An 18,268-nucleotide genomic window follows, 5' to 3' on the forward strand; every position below is an offset into this window, starting at 1 on the left:
GTCAGGATCCTTCCTGCATCCAGTATTCGCCTTGAAGCGGAACGGGCTGGAAGCGTCGCACCATCGTGTCGAACGTCGTGCGCGGATCGAGATCGGAGAACAGTGCCGGATGCAGCCACTTGGCCATCACCTGCACCGCGACGACGTTGAACGGTGAATTGTAGAAGTGATGCCAGATCGCATACGCACGCCGCTCACGGACCGCGCGCAGCCGCGTGATCTGCGGCCGCTTCAGCGACCGGTCGAGCGAGCGGACGGCGGCGTCGTGCGGCACGCCGGCGCCGAGCGCGATGCGTTGCGGCGCGCTTTGCAGCGTCTGGAGCGAGCCGATCGCGGTGCCGATGTAGAAATCGGGCTGGCGGCTCAGCAGGTATTCGGGGTTCAGCGTGCCGTGCTCGCCGGGCACGCGGCCTTTCGCGACGTTGTTGCCGCCGGCGGCGTCGAGGAGGCGGCCCATCATGCCGGTCATCGTGTCGCAGCAGTCGCTCGACAGGCCGACGCGGCTTTCGAGGAACACGCTCGGCGCGGCAGGGTGCGCGGTCGCGAGCCGCGTGCGGACGAGGTCGAGCTGCTGTTGCCAGTACGCGTTGAATTCCGCCGCGCGCTGCGGTGAGCCGAATACCTGGCCGAGCAGCGCGATGCTGCGCGGCGTGTTGACGAGCGGGTCGTGCCGGAAGTCGACGAACACGATTGCGACGCCGGCCGCCTCGAGCCGCGCGAGCGTTTCGCGATCGCGCTCGCCGGGGCCGTGGCCGCCGCCGAGCCCGAAGATCGCAACCTGAGGACGCAGCGCGAGCGCGCGCTCGTCGCTGAAGCTGCCGGTCTGCGAGCGTCCGATGCGCGGCACGTCCTTCAGGCGCGGGAAGCGCGCGAGCCATTGCGCGTAGCTCGCGGGATCGAGTTGCTCGAAATCACCCATCATGCCAACGAGGCGGCGCGTCGGATCGTCGCCGTCGACCACCGCCAGCGCCGGCAGCAGACGGCCCTCGCCGAGCAGCACGCGCTCGACGCGCGCGGGAATCCGGACCTGCCGCCCGGCCAGGTCGGTGACGGTCGTCGTGTCCGCCTGTGCGGTATGCACCATGAGCCATCCGCACAGCCATACGCCCAGCATGGCCCACATTCCGCTTGTCTTTTTCACGTGACTCCCGATACTCTATAAACGAGAATAATTCTCATTTAATTGTAGCCGAGCCGAAGCCGCGGCATGGGCGTCGGATGTTTGATTGAACGCGAAAATAGTTTGTGCAGGCGCACGACGCCTGCGCGCGGGGGTATGACGACATGACAGCGCTGACGCCAGCCGCTTTCCATTCCGATCGGAACCGACACGACGCGCACGTCGCGCGGATCCGCGAGGTGCGGCCCGGGCTGCGGATCCATTCGGACGATGCAACGGACGAATTCGACGCCGTGATGTCGGGGCAGTGTTCGCCGGGCCTGCATCTCGTGCTGCTGCTCGAGGGCGCACTCGACGTGTCGTACGGCAGCCGGCGCGTGGTGTTGACGACCGACGGGCGCCGCACCGGTCGCGCGGATCGTGAAGCCGCGCGGCCCGCGGTGCGGATGCAGTCGTTCCTGCTTAACGCCGTCGAGCCGGACACGTTCCGCAGGCGGCTCAGCAAGGGCGGTTATGCGCGGCGGCTGAGCCTCGCGATGTCGGGCGAATGGCTCGGCCATCTGCAGGCAGCCAGCCGCGGTGTCCTGCCGGAACAGCTCGGCACGATGCTGTCCGCCCATCTCGCGATCCGCTTCTGGCAGCCGACGCCGCGCGCGACGGCGCTCGCCGAGCAGATCGTGCGGCCACCCGCCTATCAGCCGATGCTGCAGGCGATCTATCTGGAGAGCCGCGTGCTCGAACTGCTCGCCGAGGCGTTCACGCCGCTCGAGACCGACGCGGCACAGGCGGCGGACGCGTCGCTCGGCTCGCGCGACTTTCGACGGATGGCCGAACTGCGCGCGTTCCTCGCGAGCGACGCGGCGCAGGCACTGTCGATCGACGACATCGCACGGCACGCCGGGATGAGCGCGAACGCGATGCAGCGCCAGTTTCGTGCGGCCTACGGCACGACCGTGTTCGACTTCGTCCGCGAACATCATCTGCAACGCGCGCGGCTCGCGCTCGAACGCGACGCGGTGAGCGTCAAGCAGGCCGCAGCGCTGGCCGGCTATACGAGCGCCGCGAACTTCGCGACAGCCTACAAGCGCCGCTTCGGCGTCACGCCGACGCTCGCGCGACGCAGCGACAAGCGCTGACGACGGCCGGCGACGGCGCTCAAACGACTTCGATGCTTACGCAAAGATTTCGGTGGATTACATGTTTCATAATGCAAATGAGAATCAATCACATTACGAAACGTCGAAAGCGCCACCATGTCGAGTCAAGCCGCAAGCTTTGTATTGAAGCCGGTCGTCGTCGCCGGTCTGTATCTGATGGGTGCGCCGTGCGCGTGGGCGCAGACGCCTGACGCAACGGCGGAACCCGCCGCCGCATCCGCCGTCGCCACACCGGCCAAGCCGGCCAAGCCGGACAAATCCGCGTCGCCGGAGGCCGCCGCCGATCCGGCCGCGATGAAGGAGATCGTCGTCACGGCGAGCCGCCGCGAGCAGGCGATCCGCGAGGCGCCCGCGAGCATTTCGGTGATCACCCGGGAAGAGATCGAGGCGAAGCCGTATACGTCGGTCGCCGAGATCGTCGCCAACGTCGAGGGCGTGAGCGTCGTCGGTGCATCGCCGAACGACCAGGACATCTCGATTCGCGGGATGCCGGGCGAGTACACGCTGATTCTCGTCGACGGCCGTCGCCAGAACACGCGCGAAACGATGAACCGCGGCACGGCGGGCGTGCAGTCGAACCTGATGCCGCCGCTGTCCGCGATCGAGCGGATCGAGGTCGTGCGCGGGCCGATGTCGTCGCTGTACGGCGCCGACGCGATGGGCGGCGTGATCAACGTGATCACGCGCAAGGTGCCGAAGCGCTGGGGCGGCACGATCACGGCCGGCAGCGTATGGCAGCTCGAATCGAACCAGGGCGACACGCAGAGCGTCGACTTCTGGCTCGGCGGCCCGCTGAAATCCGACGTGCTCGGGCTGCAGGCATCGGGGCGTCTCCTGCATCGCGGCGAAGACGACATCTACTACCCGAACAGCGGAACGGGCGGGGCGAACGGGCAACGGATCGGCAGCTTCGACGTGAAGTTGTCCGCGAAACCCGTAAGCAACCAGGACGTGAGCGTGAACGTCGGGCGCGAGCAGCTCACCTATCTCAGCACGCCGGGCAAGAGCGCCGCGCCGCTCACGCCGCGCACGGCGGCCACCGCGCTCACGGAGACGCGTCATGTCCGCGATTACTGGGGCATCACGCACGACGGCCGCTGGGGCTTCGGCGACACGACGGTGTCGCTGTACGGCGAGCGCGGCGTGCAGGACCAGTGGACGCCGGCCGGGCGTTCGCCGGTCAAGCCCGCGCTGACCGACACGATCCTGGAAGCCAAGACCGCGGTGCCGTGGTGGGGCGAGCGCAACATCATGACCGTGGGCGGCCAGCACATCTGGTCGAGGCTGTCGGGCGTCAGCGTGCAGGACGCGGTGCCGAAAGGGCATGGGGCCAATGCGGATCGCGTCGCACGCAACGCGTGGGCGCTGTTCGGCGAGAACGACTACTTCTTCAACGCCCGCCTCACGCTGACGACCGGCGTGCGACTCGATCACGACGATCGCTACGGCAGCCACGTGAGCCCGCGCGTCTACGGCGTGTACCAGCTCGGCAACGCATGGACGGTGCGCGGCGGCGTATCGACCGGTTTCCGTCCGCCCTCGCTGCGCCAGAGCACGGCCGGCTACTGCATGACGTCGGGCGGCGCGGCGGGCGCGGTCCCCGGCACGCTGTGCGGCAATCCGGATCTCAAGCCGGAGACGAGCCTGACCGAGGAACTCGGCGTGCGCTACGACCTTGGCGACACGTACGCGGGCCTGACGCTGTTCAACAACCTGTTCAAGAACAAGGTGGCGAGCTACGACACGGGCAACGCCGATCCGCGCTCGCCGGGCCGCAACATCTACGTGTACGACAACATCGACCGGGTCAAGCTGTACGGGCTCGAGATCGGCGCGGGCACGCGCCTGTCGCGCACGCTGAAGATGTCGGGTGGATACACGCTGACCGAATCGCGGCGGGAGGGCAGCGGCGAGAAGGCGTTCAACGGCAGTTCGCTCGACGGCTATCCGCTCGACAAGACGCCGAAGCACAAATTCAACGTGCAGGTCGACTGGGCGCCGACAGCCAAGCTCGATCTCTACGCAACGGCGAACTACAGCGGCAGCGAATACTGGGCCGCGTTCCGCAACGGCGCGCAGGGCGTGCGCGAGCGGCCGTCGACGACGACCTTCGATCTCGGCGGGCGCTACCGGATCGACAAGCGTTTCTCGGTCAATTTCGCGGTGCTGAACCTGACCAACAAGATGGTGCCGATCGACGATCGCACGCGCACGACCGGGCTGAGCGGCAACTGGCTCGTCGACCAGGGGCGCCGCATCGCAGTGAGCATGACCGCGGAAATGTGACGGCATGGCCGGCACGCCGGCTCATTCAATCTGGAGGCAATATCATGAATGCGATTTCCCGACCTGATGAATTATTAGTACCCCATAGTGTGTGGGATGTGTATCGCGCGGATACCCCGCTGTTTCTCGCAACGCCGGCGCATACGCTGCTGGTCTGCGATGTCGCGGAGGCGATCCCGCCTGCGGACGCACCGCTCGCGGCGCGCGTGAACCACGCGTTGCACCGCGCGCGGGCCGACGGCCACGCGGGCGCGGCGGTAGTCGGTGCGGTGCCGTTCGACGTCGACGCGCCGGCCGTGCTGCGGGTCGCGCGCACGATGCTGCGCGCGCGGCCACTCGGCGCGCAGCGGGCAGCCGTGCGTGCCGGTACGCGCTACGCGACGCGCGAGGTGCCGTCCGCGGATGCCTATGCGGACGCGGTCGCGCAGGCGGTCGCCAGGATTCGCGCGGGCGAGCTCGACAAGGTGGTGCTGGCGCGCACGCTGGAGGCGACCGGCGACGCACCGGTCGACGTTGCGGCGCTCGTCGCGCGACTCGCGTCGTGTAATCCGCACGGCTATACGTTCTCCGTGGATCTCGGCGCGGGTCGCACGCTGCTGGGCGCGAGCCCGGAGCTGCTCGTGAACCGCTTCGGGAGCGTCGTGCGCGCGAATCCGCTCGCGGGCTCCGCGCCGCGCAGCCGTGATCCGGTCGAGGACCGGCGCCGCGCGCAGGCGCTGCTGGCGTCCGCGAAGGATCTCGACGAGCATCGGGTCGTCGTCGAAGCCGTGCGCGACAACCTCGCGCCGCTGTGTCGGCGGCTCGACGTGCCGGCGCGCCCGTCGCTCGTCCATACGGAAACGATGTGGCATCTGTCGACCGAGGTGTGCGGCGAAACCGATGCGGATGCGTTGACGCTCGCACTCGCGCTGCATCCGACGCCCGCCGTCTGCGGCGCACCGCGCGCGGCGGCGCGCGACTGCATTCGCGATGCCGAGCCGTTCGATCGCGGCTTCTACGCGGGGATGCTCGGCTGGGTCGACGCACGGGGCGACGGCGAGTGGGTCGTCACGATCCGCTGCGCCGAGGCGTTCGACCGCACGCTGCGGCTCTATGCGGGCGCGGGCGTGGTCGGCGAATCGACGCCCGACGGCGAACGCGCGGAAACCGCCGCCAAGTTCCGGACGATGCTGGATGCGCTCGGTATCGATCACGATGCCGCAACGGGCGCCGCGCGGGAGTTCGCATGACGTCCGCGAAATGCACGCCGTGGCCGGACGCGTTCGCCGCGGCGTATCGGCAGAAGGGGTACTGGCTCGGCCAGTCGTTCGCGCAATGGTTCGACGAACGCGTCGCGCGGCACGCCGAACGCGTCGCGCTCGTACAGGGCGATCTGCGCTGGTCGTACCGGACGTTCGCGGCGGAAGCCGAACGCACGGCCCGTGCGTTGACCGCGTGCGGGATCGTGCCGGGCGAGCGCGTCGTCGTGCAGTTGCCGAACTGCGTCGCTTTCTTCGCGGTGACGTTCGCGCTGTTCCGGATCGGTGCACTGCCGGTGTTTGCGCTGCCCGCGCATCGCCGGCGCGAGATCGGCTACTTCTGCCGGCACGCGGGCGCGGTCGCCTATGTCGCGGCGGAACGGCACGACGGGTTCGACTACCGGGCGCTCGCGAGCGAGATCCGCGCCGATGCGCCGACGCTGCGTCACATGCTGTTCACCGCGCCCGGCAATACGCGCGTCGCACTGCCGGAGCCGGCGCCCGGCGTCGCGCTGCCGCCGGGGCCCGGCGCGCACGAGATCGCGTTCCTGCAACTGTCGGGCGGCAGCACGGGTACGCCAAAGCTGATCCCGCGCACGCACGACGACTACCTGTACAGCGTGCGCGAGAGCGCGCGCATTTGCGGGCTGACCGAGCGCAGCGTCTATCTCGCGGCGCTGCCGGCCGCGCATAACTATGCGCTGAGTTCGCCGGGTTCGCTCGGCGTCTTCGATGCAGGCGGCACCGTCGTGCTGAGCGACGGCGCGAGCCCTGATGCCGCGTTCCCGCTGATTGAGCGCGAGCGCGTGACAGTGGCGGCACTGGTGCCGCCGCTCGTGCCCGTGTGGTTGGCAGCGGCCGCGCAGCGGCGCGGCGCGCTCGCGAGCCTCGAACTCGTGCAGGTCGGCGGCGCGCGCTTCGATCCGGCGCTGGCGGCCCGCGCGGCCGACGGCTTCGGCGCGCAATTGCAGCAGGTGTTCGGGATGGCCGAAGGGCTCGTCAACTACACGCGGCTCGACGATCCGCGCGACGTGGTGATCGCCACGCAGGGGCGCCCGATCTCGCCGGACGACGAGGTCCGCATCGTCGACGACGACGACCGCCCGGTCGCACCCGGTGAGGTCGGCCATCTGCTGACGCGCGGCCCGTACACGATCCGCGGCTACTACGACGCAGCCGCGCACAACGCGCGCGCGTTCACGGCGGACGGCTTCTATCGCACCGGCGATCGCGTCCGCCTGACGGCGGGCGGCCAGTTCGTCGTCGAGGGGCGCGCGAAAGACCAGATCAACCGCGGCGGCGAGAAGATCCCGGCCGAGGAGATCGAACACCTGCTGCTCGCGCATCCGGGTGTCGTCGACGCGGCGCTGGTCGCGATGCCCGACCCGTATCTCGGCGAACGCAGTTGTGCGTACGTGATTCGCGGCGTGCCGGCGCCGGCCGTGGCGGATCTCGTGCGCTTCGTGCGTGAACAGGGCGTGGCGGCGTACAAGGTGCCCGACCGGATCGAATTCGTCGACGCATTCCCGAAAACGCCGGTCGGCAAGATCGACAAGCGCGCGCTTCGACAGCACATCGCGGATCGGCTCGCCGCCGCCGCTTGACGGGCGCGGCGACGTCCGGTCGATTCCTCCATTCCAATCCTGTCCATCATGGCCATTCCGAAAATCGCTTCCTATCCGATGCCGGCCGAGCTGCCGGCGAACCGCGTGAACTGGCGGTTCGACCCGCACCGCGCGGCGCTGCTCGTGCACGACATGCAGGACTACTTCCTCGACTTCTATGACCGTGCGGCCGCGCCCGTGCCGACGCTCGTCGCGCATGTACGCCGCCTGATCGATTTCGCGCGTGCGGCCGGGATGCCGGTCTACTACACCGCGCAGCCGGCGACTCAGGCAGCGGCCGACCGGGCGCTCCTGACCGACATGTGGGGACCGGGCCTCACCGCGCAGCCGTCGCGCGCGGCGATCTGCGACGCGCTCGCACCGGCGTCCGGCGACACGGTGCTCGACAAGTGGCGCTACAGCGCGTTCCGGCGCTCGCCGCTCGAGACGTGCCTGCGCGAGCAGGCGCGCGACCAGCTTGCGATTTGCGGGATCTATGCGCACATCGGCTGTCTGATGACCGCTTGCGATGCGTTCATGCGCGACGTGCAGCCGTTCTTCGTCGCCGACGCGCTCGCGGATTTCTCCGAGCGCGAGCACCGAATGGCGCTCGACTACGTGGCGGGCCGCTGCGGGATGGCGGTGACCACGGACGCGCTCGTAAGCGTCGCGCCGGCGGATGATTCGGCACCCATGCTCGTCGCGATCGCGGCGCAGGTCGCCCGCAGCCTTCGGATACCGGCCGCCGACCTGCGCGAGCACGACAATCTGGTCGATTGCGGGCTCGATTCGATCCGGATGATGGCGCTCGTCGAGCAGTGGCGCGCGCAAGGCTACGACGTCACGTTCGTCCAGCTCGCCGAGCAGCCGACGCTGGGCGCATGGACGCAGGTGCTGCAGCGCGCGGCGCAGGTGAGCGCATGACGGCGCATCCGGCGATGCCCGATGCCCGTCCGGCGTCGTTCGTCAGCACGGCGCAGGTGTCGGTGCCGCAGGCAGACCGCGTGCTGTTCAAGCTGTGCAAGCACTACGCGATCAAGGTACCGGTCGTGTTCGACGAACATCGCGCGACCATCGATTTCCCGTACGGCGTCTGCCGGATGCTGCGCATCGACGACGTGCTGCAGCTGCGCTGCGAAGCCGATTCTTCGGAGCGGCTCGAGCAGATCCAGTACGTGATGGACGAGCACCTCGTGCTGATGTCGCGCAACCGGGCGCTGGTAGTCGCATGGGAGCGGGGCGCATGACTCGGCCCGCCGCCGGCTCAACGAACTTCGGAGCAAGCCTGCCGATGAAAAACGAATCCTTGCCGATCCGCGCGACTGCCGCGCAATACGGAATCTGGGTCGCGCAACAGGTCGACTCCGACGATCCGGGCTATCTGACGGCCGAGACCGTCGAGCTCGACGGCGCGCTCGACGTCGCCGCGCTGACCGACAGCGTCGAGGCCGTGCTCGATCACGCCGACGCGCTGCACATGCGGTTCGTGTGGCAGGACGATGCGCTGTGGCAGGCGCGCCGGACGCCGCGCACGCGGTTGCCGCTCGTCGACCTGTCGGCGCAAGCCGATCCCGTGCAGGCGGCGCACGCGTGGATGAAGGCGTCGCTGTCGGTCTGCTGCGACGTGACAGCCGATCCGCTGTACCGGACCGCGCTGCTGCGGCTGTCGCCGACCCGGCACTGGTGGTATCTGCAGGTGCATCACATCGCGCTCGACGGCTTCGGCTACGGGCTGCTGCAGCAGGCCGTGGTCGCCCGCTACAACGCGCGCGTCGGCGGCGGGCCGCTGCCGGCGCTGCCCGACTGGCGGCTGGATCGCGTTGTGGAGGCCGAGGCGCGTTATCGCGCCGACGGCGGCTTCGATGCCGATCGCGCGTTCTGGCGTGCGCATCTGCGCGAGGTGCCCGCGCCGCTCGTACTCGCGCCGAAGCAGGACATCGCCGCCGACGCGCGGCGAGCGACGCGCGTGTTCGACGCCGACCGCGTGCACGCGCTGCGCGCGGCCGCCGAGCGAGTCGACGTCGACTGGAATGCGTGGCTGCTGTGCGCGGTCGGCATCTGGCTCGCGAAGCAGGGCGGCCAGTACGACATGACGCTCGGGCTGCCGGTGATGAACCGGCTCGGCACGCCGGCGCTCGGCGTGCCGTGCATGGCGATGAACATCGTGCCGCTGCGCATGCACGTCGACGCCGAACGCTCGCCGCGTGCGCTCGCGCGCGAATGCGCGGAGCGCCTGCGCGCGATCCGGCCGCATCTGTATTACCGGTACGGCTGGATTCGCGGCGATCTCGGGCTGCTGGAGCGCAACGCGTTCCTGTTCAATCAGGCCGTCAACGTGATGCCGTTCGAACGGCGGGTCGCGTTCCACGGGCTCGCGAGCGATACGCGCGCGGTGAGCGGTGGCCCGGTGAAGGATTTGAACGTGACACTCACCGTGCGTGGCGGCATGTGGCACCTGACGCTGGAAGCGAACCCGAACGCGTACGACGAGGCCGTGCTCGCCGCGCATGCACGCAACCTTGCCGAGTGGCTCGACGCATTTGCCGAACAGGCGCCGGACGTGCCTGTCGGCGCGTTGCTCGAGGGGATGCCCGCGCCGTCGATCGTGCGCGGCGCGCCGATCGCCGGGCCGTGCGACGACGTGCTCGCGCGGATCGAGCGCATCGCGCGCGATGCACCGTCGCACCCGGCGATCGAGGCCGGTGACCGGCGCATCGACTACCGCTCGCTGCTCGCCGATGCCGCTGCACTCGCGACGGAACTCGAACGACGGGGCGTGGTGTGCAATGCACGCGTCGCGATCGCCGCGCCGCGTGCGCCCGACGTGATCGCAGCGATGCTGGCCGTGCTGAAGGTCGGCGCGACGATCGTGCCGATCGATCCGGACGGACCGCCGCAGCGCGTCGCGGCGATGCTGGCCGATGCGGCGCCCGCACTGGTGATCACGCGCGATGCGTATCGCGAATGCGCGGGCGAGCGGTTGGTGCTCGATCTGGACGCGGCGCGCGTGCCGTTGCCGCACGACGTGGTGTGCGTGGCGCCCGATGCGGCCCGGCCCGCGTACCTGCTATACACGTCGGGATCGACCGGCCGGCCGAACGGCGTGCTGGTCGGGCGCGGCGCGCTCGCGCATTTCGTCGCGAGCACGCGGGACCTGTATCGCATCGGTCCGGGCGACCGCACGCTGCAGTTCGCGCCGCTGCATTTCGATGCGAGCTTCGAGGAGATATTCGCGACGCTCTGCAACGGCGCGACGCTCGTCTTGCGCGACGACGCGATGCTCGATTCGGTCGACGCGTTTACGGCCGAGGTCGAACGCCGCCGCATCACGGTGCTCGATCTGCCGACCGCTTACTGGCACGTGCTCGCCCACGCACTGGACGCACGCCATGCGCAGCGCCTCGCCGGCGTGCGCCTGACGATCATCGGCGGGGAGGCCGCGTTGCCGGAGCGGATCCGGCGCTGGCATGCGCACCTGCCGCATCTGGCGCTGCTGAACACCTATGGGCCGACCGAAACGACGATCATCGCGACGGCCGCCTGCGTGAGTGGCCCCGGTGCGATCTGGCGCGACGGCGAGCCGGTGCCGATCGGCACGCCGCGCGCGGGCGTCGACGCGTGTGTCGTCGACGAGCGGCTCTATCCGGTGGCCGAGGGCCGCACGGGCGAACTGGTGCTGTGCGGCGACGCGCTTGCGCTCGGCTATCCGGGCAATGCGGCGCTGACGTCCGGGCGCTTCGTCAGGCTGCCGGGGAGCGGCGTGCGCGCGTACCGGACCGGCGATCTCGCCACCGTGCGCGACGGCCGGCTGGTGTTCGACGGCCGGATCGACCACGAGGTGAAGATCAGCGGCGTGCGCATCGATCCGCGCGAGATCGAGGACTGGCTGCTGCGCACGCCGGATGTGCGCGAGGCGGCGGTCGTCGCCCTGCGCGGCGACGCCGACGTGACGACACTCGCGGCGTTCGTCGCCGGGGTCGACGACACGGCCGCGCTGCGGGCGCGGCTCGCCGACGCGCTGCCGGCCGCGGCGATTCCCGACGCATGGCACGTGCTCGAACGGCTGCCGCGCAACGTCAACGGCAAGACCGATCGCAACGCATTGCGGCAACTGGCGATAGCGGGCCGCATCGGCGTGGACGACGATCCGCGCGCCGACGCGCTCGAACGGCAGGTGATGCACGCGTGGCGCAGCGTGCTCGGCGGCGTCGCGCTGACGCCGGATTCGAATTTCTTCGACATCGGCGGCAAGTCGTTACAGGCGATCCAGATGAGCGCACGGCTGGCGACCGCGCTCGGTCGCGATGTGCCTGTGTCGATGCTGTTCCGCCATGCGACGGTCGCGGCACTGACGGCCGCGCTGCGCACGCCGCTGCCGTACCGGCCGCGCGCGGAGCGCGATGCGTTCGCACCGCATCTCGCGATCCAGACGGCCGGCGCGCCCGCGCAGCGGCTGATCTGCATCCATCCGGCCGACGGCCTCGCGTGGAGCTACCTGCGCCTCGCCGCGTACCTGCCCGACACGACGATCGACGGGCTGCAACTGTCGGTCGGCGACACGAACGGCGCGGCCGATTTCGACGCGCTCGTCGACACCTATGTGCGGCGCGTACGGGCGCTGCAGCCGGACGGTCCGTACCACCTGCTCGGCTGGTCGCTGGGCGGCGCGCTCGCGTACGCGGTCGCCGCGGCCCTCGAACGCGCGGGCGCGCCGGTCGGCGTGCTCGCGCTGATGGACAGTTATCCGTCGTCCGCGTGGACGGCACAGCCACAGCCGGAGACTGGCGACGCGCTGCGGATCCTGCTGACGGTGAACGGCGATTTCGACACGGCGGCGTTGTCCGACGTGCTGCTGCGGCAGCGCCTGCTGCGCGCGAACAGCCCGTTCGCAGCGCTCGGCGGCGCGGGGCTCGACGCGCTGGTCGGCGCGACGCTGCGGCAGATGCGCCAGTTCCGCGCGGCGCCGACCCCGCATTACGGCGGCGAACTGCTGCTGTTCAACGCGACCCGCAAGCGGCCCGGCACGCCGACGCCCGACAGCTGGGCCGCGCTCCGGCCGGTGGCGTTGCCGACTTGCGTGGCGCTCGACTGCTCGCACGACGGGATGTCCGATCCCGAGCCGATGGCGGCGATCGGCGCCGCACTGACCGAACGGCTTGCCGCATGGGCCGACATGGAAACCGTTATGAGGAACGCGAATCGATGAGCAGGGAAACCGAGATGACATTTCCGGCGGGCGTGGCCGTCGTGACCGGCGCGGCGCGCGGGATCGGCGCCGCGGTGGTTCGCGCGCTCGCCGCGTGCGGCGTCGACGTCGCCGCGTTCGACACCGACGGAGACGCGCTGGCGCGTGCGAACGAGGATCGCCCGCCGGCGCCGGGCCGCGTCCATCCGTTCGCGGTCGACGTGGCCGACGCGCGCGCCGTGCGCGCGGCGATCGAGCACGTGGAGGTGACGGTCGGCCCGATCGGCATGCTCGCGAACGTCGCCGGCGTGCTGCGGCTCGCGGCCGCGACGTCGCTGACCGACGACGACTGGGCGCATTGCTTCGCAGTGAACGCGCATGGCGTGTTCCACCTGTCGCGCGCGGTCGCACAGCACATGATCGAGCGGCGCGCGGGCAGCATCGTGACTGTCGGGTCGAATGCAGCGCTCGTGCCGCGCACGCAGATGGCCGCCTACGCCGCGTCGAAGGCCGCCGCGCATCAGTTCACGCGCTGCCTCGGCCTGGAACTGGCCGGCCACGGCATTCGCTGCAACATCGTCGCGCCGGGTTCGACCGACACGCCGATGCAGCGCCAACTGTGGCGCGGCCCGGAAGGCCCGGCGGGCGTCATCGCGGGTTCGCTCGAAACCTATCGCACGGGCATCCCGCTCGGCCGCATTGCGGCCCCCGACGACGTCGCCGGCACCGTGCTGTTCCTGCTGTCCGATGCCGCGCGCCACGTGACACTGCACACGCTGTGCGTCGACGGCGGCGCGACGCTCGGCGTGTGAGCGCCCATCCGCCTTCCGTTGCCCGACGTTTACCTTCTTTCATCGGAACACCTTATGTCGACGACTTCCGCTGACTCGCTGCCTACGCCGGCCGATGCCGGCAAGTCTTTCCTGCCGCTGCTGCTCGCCAATTTCGCGATGGTGGCCGGCACCTATGTATTCGTCACGATCGCCGGACCGATGGCGCGGCGCATGCATCTCGAGCCGCTGCACGTCGGCGCGATCATCGGCATCGTCGGGCTCGTGTGGATGATCGCCGCGCCGCGGTGGGGGCGCGTGGCGGACACCCGCGGGCGGCTGCCGGCGATGCGCGCGGCGATCGGCGGCTTCGTTGCGAGTTCGCTGCTGCTGACCGGCTACGTTGGCTGGGCGTTGCGCGACGGCGGCAGCGCCGTGCCGCCGGTATGGGTGGGCTTTGCCGCGCTGCTCGTCACGCGCGCGGCGATGGGCGGCTGTTATGCGGGGCTGCCCGTCGCGGCCATGGCGTGGATCGCGGACCGGACGCCGGCCACGGGGCGCGCGGCCGTGATCGCGCGATTCGGTGCAGCGGGTGCGATCGGGATGGTGCTGGCGCCGCCACTTGCGGGCTGGTTGGCCGGGTTCGACATGACGCTCGCGCTCGCCGTTTTCGCGCTCCTGCCGCTCGCCGGACTGGCGGGGCTGCGACGGCTGCGCGACGACGGCGCGCATGCAGTGCGGCGGGCGTCGCCGCGGCTGAAGCCGACTGATCCGCGCGTGCGCCTGCCGTGGTGCAGCGCGTTCGCGCTGTACAGCGCGGTGATGATCGCGAACAGCGTGCTCGGCTTTTACGTGATCGACCGGCTGCACGTGCGAACGGGCGACGCGTCGAGGGTGGCCGGCTACGTGCTTGGCAGCGCCGGCATCGGGCTGATCGCGGCGCAGTCGGTGGTCGGCCGCCTGCGTGCGGTCGCGCCGCTCCAATGGCTGCGCTGGGGTGCGCTGGCGGGTGGCATGGGGTTCGTGTCGACGCTGGCCGCACCGGCCGGGCACCCGATGCTGCTGTGCGCGAGCTACTTCGTGGCGGCGTGCGGGATGGGCGCAGCATTCCCCGCGGTCGCGGCGCTCGCGAGCACCCGCGTTGAAGCGCACGAGCAGGCCGCGTGTGCGGGTACGATGTCGATGGCGCAAGGGCTCGGCATGGTCGTCGCACCGCTGGCCGGCACGATGCTGTACGAACTGCATCCGGCGGCGCCGTTCGTGTCGATCGGCGTGGTGCTCGCGGCCGTATGCGTCGCGACATGCGGCGTTGGGGCGCGCTCGCCGGCGGCGTGACGGTTTTCGCGCATCGCGCGCGCCGGCTCAGACGGCGGTGCGCGCGCGCCGTACCCCGCCAGCCATTCCGGCTGCTGCGCCCGCATCGACGATAAAACCCGGGCGCATAGCGAGTGAGCCGCCTGCACGCATGCGGCTCCAGATGCGGCTCAATCGGCCAGCCGCTTGTCCGCGAGCGCCTTGCAGCAGTCTTCGTACACCCATTGCACGAGTTTCGCCCGATAGTCGAGATCGTCGGTATCGACGATTTCCTCCACTGCGTCGCGCGCCCACGACGCGTCGACGAACCCCGCATGCCGCTTCGCGATGTCCTGCGCGAGCGCCGCGAGCCGGGCGACCGCGAGCCAGTCGGCCTGACGGTGATGGCGGTCGAGCCAGCGGTGCGCGGCCTGGACCTGGAACGTGGCGTCCGGCCACGATTCGTTGAGGTAAAACGCGCCGAGATTGCCGCAGGTGAGCCAGCAAAGCAGTTCCAGGCGGTCTTGCGAGCCGAGAGTGTGGGATGCGTCGGACATGGCAGCGCTCACGAAATGCGTCGATTCCGGGCGGCGCCGGCCGCGATGGGCCGATGCCGATAATAAAAACATAGCACGATGCGAGCCTGCCCGCGCACCCGGGCGGATGCTGACGCGGCGGCGGCTGCGCGGAGGGCGCGCCGGCCTGCGTCGCCGGCGGCGCAGCAAGGGCGCGATAGCGCCGGGTCCTTTCGAATGGCTGTCAATCGTCACACCAGCGGACGGAAACGCTCGCTAGAATGTTGGCTTCCCTGGAGGCGGAAAACGATGAAAATCTACGACCAGTTCTACATCGACGGCGCATGGCGCAAACCGGCCGGCACGGGCACGATCGACGTGATCGACTCGGGTACCGAGGCCGTGATCGGCCGGATTCCCGAAGGCGTCGCGTCGGACGCGCAGGACGCGATCCGCGCGGCGCGCGCGGCATTCGACGCATGGGCCGCGACGCCGGCCGCGACGCGCGCGGGCTACCTGCGCAAGCTCGTCGAGCGCCTGCAGGCGCGCAGCGAGGAACTCGCGCAGTCGATCACCGGCGAAGTGGGGATGCCGATCAAGCTGTCGCGCGCGATCCAGGTCGGCGGCCCGATCTACAACTGGAAGGCGTACGCGAAGCTCGCCGAATCGTTCGAATTCGAGGCGACGGTCGGCAACTCGCTGGTCGTGCGCGAGCCGGTCGGCGTCGTCGCGGCGATCACGCCGTGGAACTATCCGCTCAACCAGGTCACGCTGAAGGTCGCACCGGCACTCGCGGCCGGCTGCACCGTCGTCCTGAAGCCGTCCGAAGTCGCGCCGCTCAATGCGTTCATGCTCGCCGAAGCGATTCACGAAGCGGGCCTGCCGCCGGGCGTGTTCAATCTCGTGTGCGGGTATGGCCCGGTCGTCGGCGAGGTGCTGGCGACCGATCCGGACGTCGACATGGTGTCGTTCACCGGTTCGACGCGTGCCGGCAAGCGCGTGGCCGAACTCGCGGCCGCGGGCGTGAAGCGCGTCGCGCTCGAACTCGGCGGCAAGTCGGCGTCGGTGATCCTCGACGATGCCGATTTCGCGACGGCGGTGAAGGGCACGGTCAACGCGTGCTACCTGAACGCGGGCCAGACCTGTTCCGCCCACACGCGGATGCTGGTGCCGGAGGCGCGTTACGACGAGGCGCGCGAGATCGCGAAGAAGGCGGCCGAAGCCTATGTCGCGGGCGATCCGCGTGAGGAAGCGACGCGCCTTGGCGCGCTCGCGTCGGCCGCGCAGCAGCAGCGCGTGCAGGCGTATATCCAGCGCGGGATCGACGACGGCGCGGAACTGGTGACGGGCGGCACGGGCCTGCCGGAAGGGCTCGCGAAGGGCTTCTTCGTGAAGCCGACGGTGTTCGGCCGCGTCGATCCGAAATCGACGATCGCGCAGGAAGAGATCTTCGGGCCGGTGCTGTCGATCATCACGTATCGCGACGAAGACGAAGCGGTGCGCATCGCGAACGATTCGCCGTACGGGCTCGGCGGCGCGGTGTGGGCGGGCAGCGACGAACGCGCGATGCGCGTCGCGCGCCGCATCCGCACGGGCCAGGTCGACATCAACGGCGGCATGTGGAACGGCGCCGCGCCGTTCGGCGGCTACAAGCAGTCGGGACACGGCCGCGAGAACGGCGTGTACGGGCTCGAAGAGTATCTCGAGTACAAGTCGATGCAGCTCAAGCCGGCGAATCCGGCCTGAGCGTTTTACCCTGCATGACCCGAAACGGCACGCTCGCGTGCCGTTTTTTATTGACGGCCGTCAAGGTGCGCGCCGGTGGATCGTCGATCATCGCGTTTCCGATTTTCGATGTTTCGACGAGGTTCAGATGACCGCACGCACTTCCTTCCCGCCGCTCGAGATTCGCGGCCGCACGTTGCTGCCCGTGGTGCAGGGCGGCATGGGCGTCGGCATTTCCGCGCACCGCCTCGCCGGCAGCGTCGCGCGCGAAGGCGCGGTGGGCACGATCGCCAGCATCGACCTGCGTCACCACCATGCGGACCTGCTCGCGCGCTGCCGCGCGAACCCCGACCGCGCGACGCTCGAAGCCGCGAACCTCGACGCGCTCGCGCGCGAGATTCGCCTCGCGAAAACCTACAGCGAAGGGCGCGGGATGATCGCGGTCAACGTGATGAAGGCGGTGAGCGCGCATGCGGACTACGTGCGCGTCGCGTGCGACGAGGGCGCGGATGCGATCGTGATGGGCGCCGGTCTGCCGCTCGATCTGCCCGACCTCACGCAGGGTCACGACATCGCGCTGATCCCGATCCTGTCGGACAGCCGCGGCATCGCGCTGGTGCTGAAGAAGTGGATGAAGAAGGGGCGGCTGCCCGATGCGATCGTGATCGAGCATCCCGCGCATGCGGGCGGCCACCTCGGCGTCACGCAGATCGACGACATGCACGATGCGCGCTTCGATTTCGCGCGCGTGCTCGACGAGACCGCACAGGTGATGGCGTCGCTCGGCCTCACGCGCGACACGATCCCGCTGATCGTTGCGGGCGGGATCAACAGTCACGACACGGTGCGCGCGGCGCTCGCGGCCGGCGCGAACGGCGTGCAGGTGGGCACCCCGTTCGCGGTGACGGAGGAGGGCGACGCGCATCCGAACTTCAAGCGCGTGCTGGCCGATGCGCTGCCTGATGACATCGTCGAATTCGTCAGCGTGACGGGGCTGCCGGCGCGCGCGGTGAAGACCCCTTGGCTCGATCGTTATCTGCGCAACGAAACGCGCATTCGCAACAAGCTCGGCGCGTTCCGGCAGCGCTGCCCGACCGCGCTCGAATGCCTGAGCGTCTGCGGGCTGCGCGACGGCATCGAGAAGTTCGGCCATTTCTGCATCGACACGCGGCTCGCGGCCGCGCTGCGCGGCGACGTCGCGAACGGCCTGTTCTTCCGCGGCCGCGAAGCGCTGCCGTTCGGCAACGCGATCCGCAGTGTGCGCGATCTGCTCGATCTGCTGCTGACGGGCCGCGCGGCCGAGCCTGCGACAAACCGTCCGATGTTTACGCTGGCTTGACGAATATCAAGATGCGCCAAAGACCCTACAGGGAGA

Annotated in this window: 13 protein-coding genes; 11 read left to right on the plus strand and 2 right to left on the minus strand. The window is 69.8% G+C overall.

The annotated features are described in order from the left end of the window. Position 1: 1 nt before the first annotated feature. On the minus strand, positions 2-1,123 hold the full coding sequence (locus tag SB771_RS10045; RefSeq protein WP_175660863.1) for an ABC transporter substrate-binding protein: 1,122 nt from the start codon (positions 1,121-1,123) through the stop codon (positions 2-4). Between the two features lie 161 nt (positions 1,124-1,284). Between SB771_RS10045 and SB771_RS10050 the strand changes: the two genes are divergently transcribed. The 9 genes from SB771_RS10050 (at position 1,285) to SB771_RS10090 (ending at position 14,695) form a co-directional block, all read left to right on the plus strand. Beyond that, positions 1,285-2,256: a helix-turn-helix transcriptional regulator gene (locus SB771_RS10050; RefSeq protein WP_175660862.1), complete on the plus strand. Its 972-nt coding sequence runs from the start codon at positions 1,285-1,287 to the stop codon at positions 2,254-2,256. A 117-nt stretch (positions 2,257-2,373) separates the two neighbouring features. Beyond that, positions 2,374-4,563 (plus strand): TonB-dependent receptor domain-containing protein, encoded by a 2,190-nt coding sequence (locus tag SB771_RS10055; RefSeq protein WP_175660861.1) that lies wholly within the window; start codon positions 2,374-2,376, stop codon positions 4,561-4,563. 44 nt (positions 4,564-4,607) lie between these two features. Continuing rightward, the gene (locus SB771_RS10060) at positions 4,608-5,792 is read left to right on the plus strand and encodes an isochorismate synthase (protein ID WP_175660860.1); all 1,185 of its coding nucleotides are present in this window, start codon (positions 4,608-4,610) and stop codon (positions 5,790-5,792) included. Continuing rightward, positions 5,789-7,405 (plus strand): (2,3-dihydroxybenzoyl)adenylate synthase, encoded by a 1,617-nt coding sequence (locus tag SB771_RS10065; protein ID WP_175660859.1) that lies wholly within the window; start codon positions 5,789-5,791, stop codon positions 7,403-7,405. The genes SB771_RS10060 and SB771_RS10065 overlap by 4 nt, the downstream gene beginning before the upstream one ends. Before the next feature lie 48 nt (positions 7,406-7,453). Continuing rightward, positions 7,454-8,329, plus strand: a complete 876-nt coding sequence (locus tag SB771_RS10070; protein WP_175660858.1) for an isochorismatase family protein — start codon at positions 7,454-7,456, stop codon at positions 8,327-8,329. Beyond that, on the plus strand, positions 8,326-8,652 hold the full coding sequence (locus SB771_RS10075) for a DUF2218 domain-containing protein (RefSeq protein ID WP_175660857.1): 327 nt from the start codon (positions 8,326-8,328) through the stop codon (positions 8,650-8,652). The genes SB771_RS10070 and SB771_RS10075 overlap by 4 nt, the downstream gene beginning before the upstream one ends. A 44-nt stretch (positions 8,653-8,696) precedes the next feature. Then, positions 8,697-12,611 carry a non-ribosomal peptide synthetase gene (locus SB771_RS10080; RefSeq protein WP_175660856.1) on the plus strand — a complete coding sequence of 1,305 codons (3,915 nt, stop codon included), beginning with the start codon at positions 8,697-8,699 and terminating at the stop codon, positions 12,609-12,611. Further along, on the plus strand, positions 12,608-13,402 hold the full coding sequence (locus tag SB771_RS10085) for a 2,3-dihydro-2,3-dihydroxybenzoate dehydrogenase (RefSeq protein ID WP_208446596.1): 795 nt from the start codon (positions 12,608-12,610) through the stop codon (positions 13,400-13,402). Before SB771_RS10080 ends, SB771_RS10085 begins: the two co-directional genes overlap by 4 nt. A gap of 54 nt (positions 13,403-13,456) precedes the next feature. Then, positions 13,457-14,695, plus strand: coding sequence for an MFS transporter (locus tag SB771_RS10090; RefSeq protein ID WP_175660855.1), 1,239 nt, complete (start codon positions 13,457-13,459; stop codon positions 14,693-14,695). Positions 14,696-14,844: 149 nt separating this feature from the next. Here SB771_RS10090 and SB771_RS10095 read toward each other — a convergent pair whose 3' ends face one another. Further along, the gene (locus SB771_RS10095) at positions 14,845-15,210 is read right to left on the minus strand and encodes a hypothetical protein (RefSeq protein WP_011656964.1); all 366 of its coding nucleotides are present in this window, start codon (positions 15,208-15,210) and stop codon (positions 14,845-14,847) included. 267 nt (positions 15,211-15,477) lie between these two features. Here SB771_RS10095 and SB771_RS10100 point away from each other — a divergent pair, with 267 nt between their 5' ends. Both SB771_RS10100 and SB771_RS10105 read left to right on the plus strand, forming a co-directional pair. Further along, on the plus strand, positions 15,478-16,914 hold the full coding sequence (locus tag SB771_RS10100; protein WP_175660854.1) for an aldehyde dehydrogenase family protein: 1,437 nt from the start codon (positions 15,478-15,480) through the stop codon (positions 16,912-16,914). A 127-nt stretch (positions 16,915-17,041) separates the two neighbouring features. Further along, positions 17,042-18,232, plus strand: coding sequence for an NAD(P)H-dependent flavin oxidoreductase (locus SB771_RS10105; protein WP_175660853.1), 1,191 nt, complete (start codon positions 17,042-17,044; stop codon positions 18,230-18,232). Positions 18,233-18,268 lie beyond the last annotated feature (36 nt).

This window comes from Burkholderia sp. SIMBA_051, assembly GCF_046534915.1.
Classification (GTDB): Bacteria; Pseudomonadota; Gammaproteobacteria; order Burkholderiales; family Burkholderiaceae; genus Burkholderia; species Burkholderia ambifaria.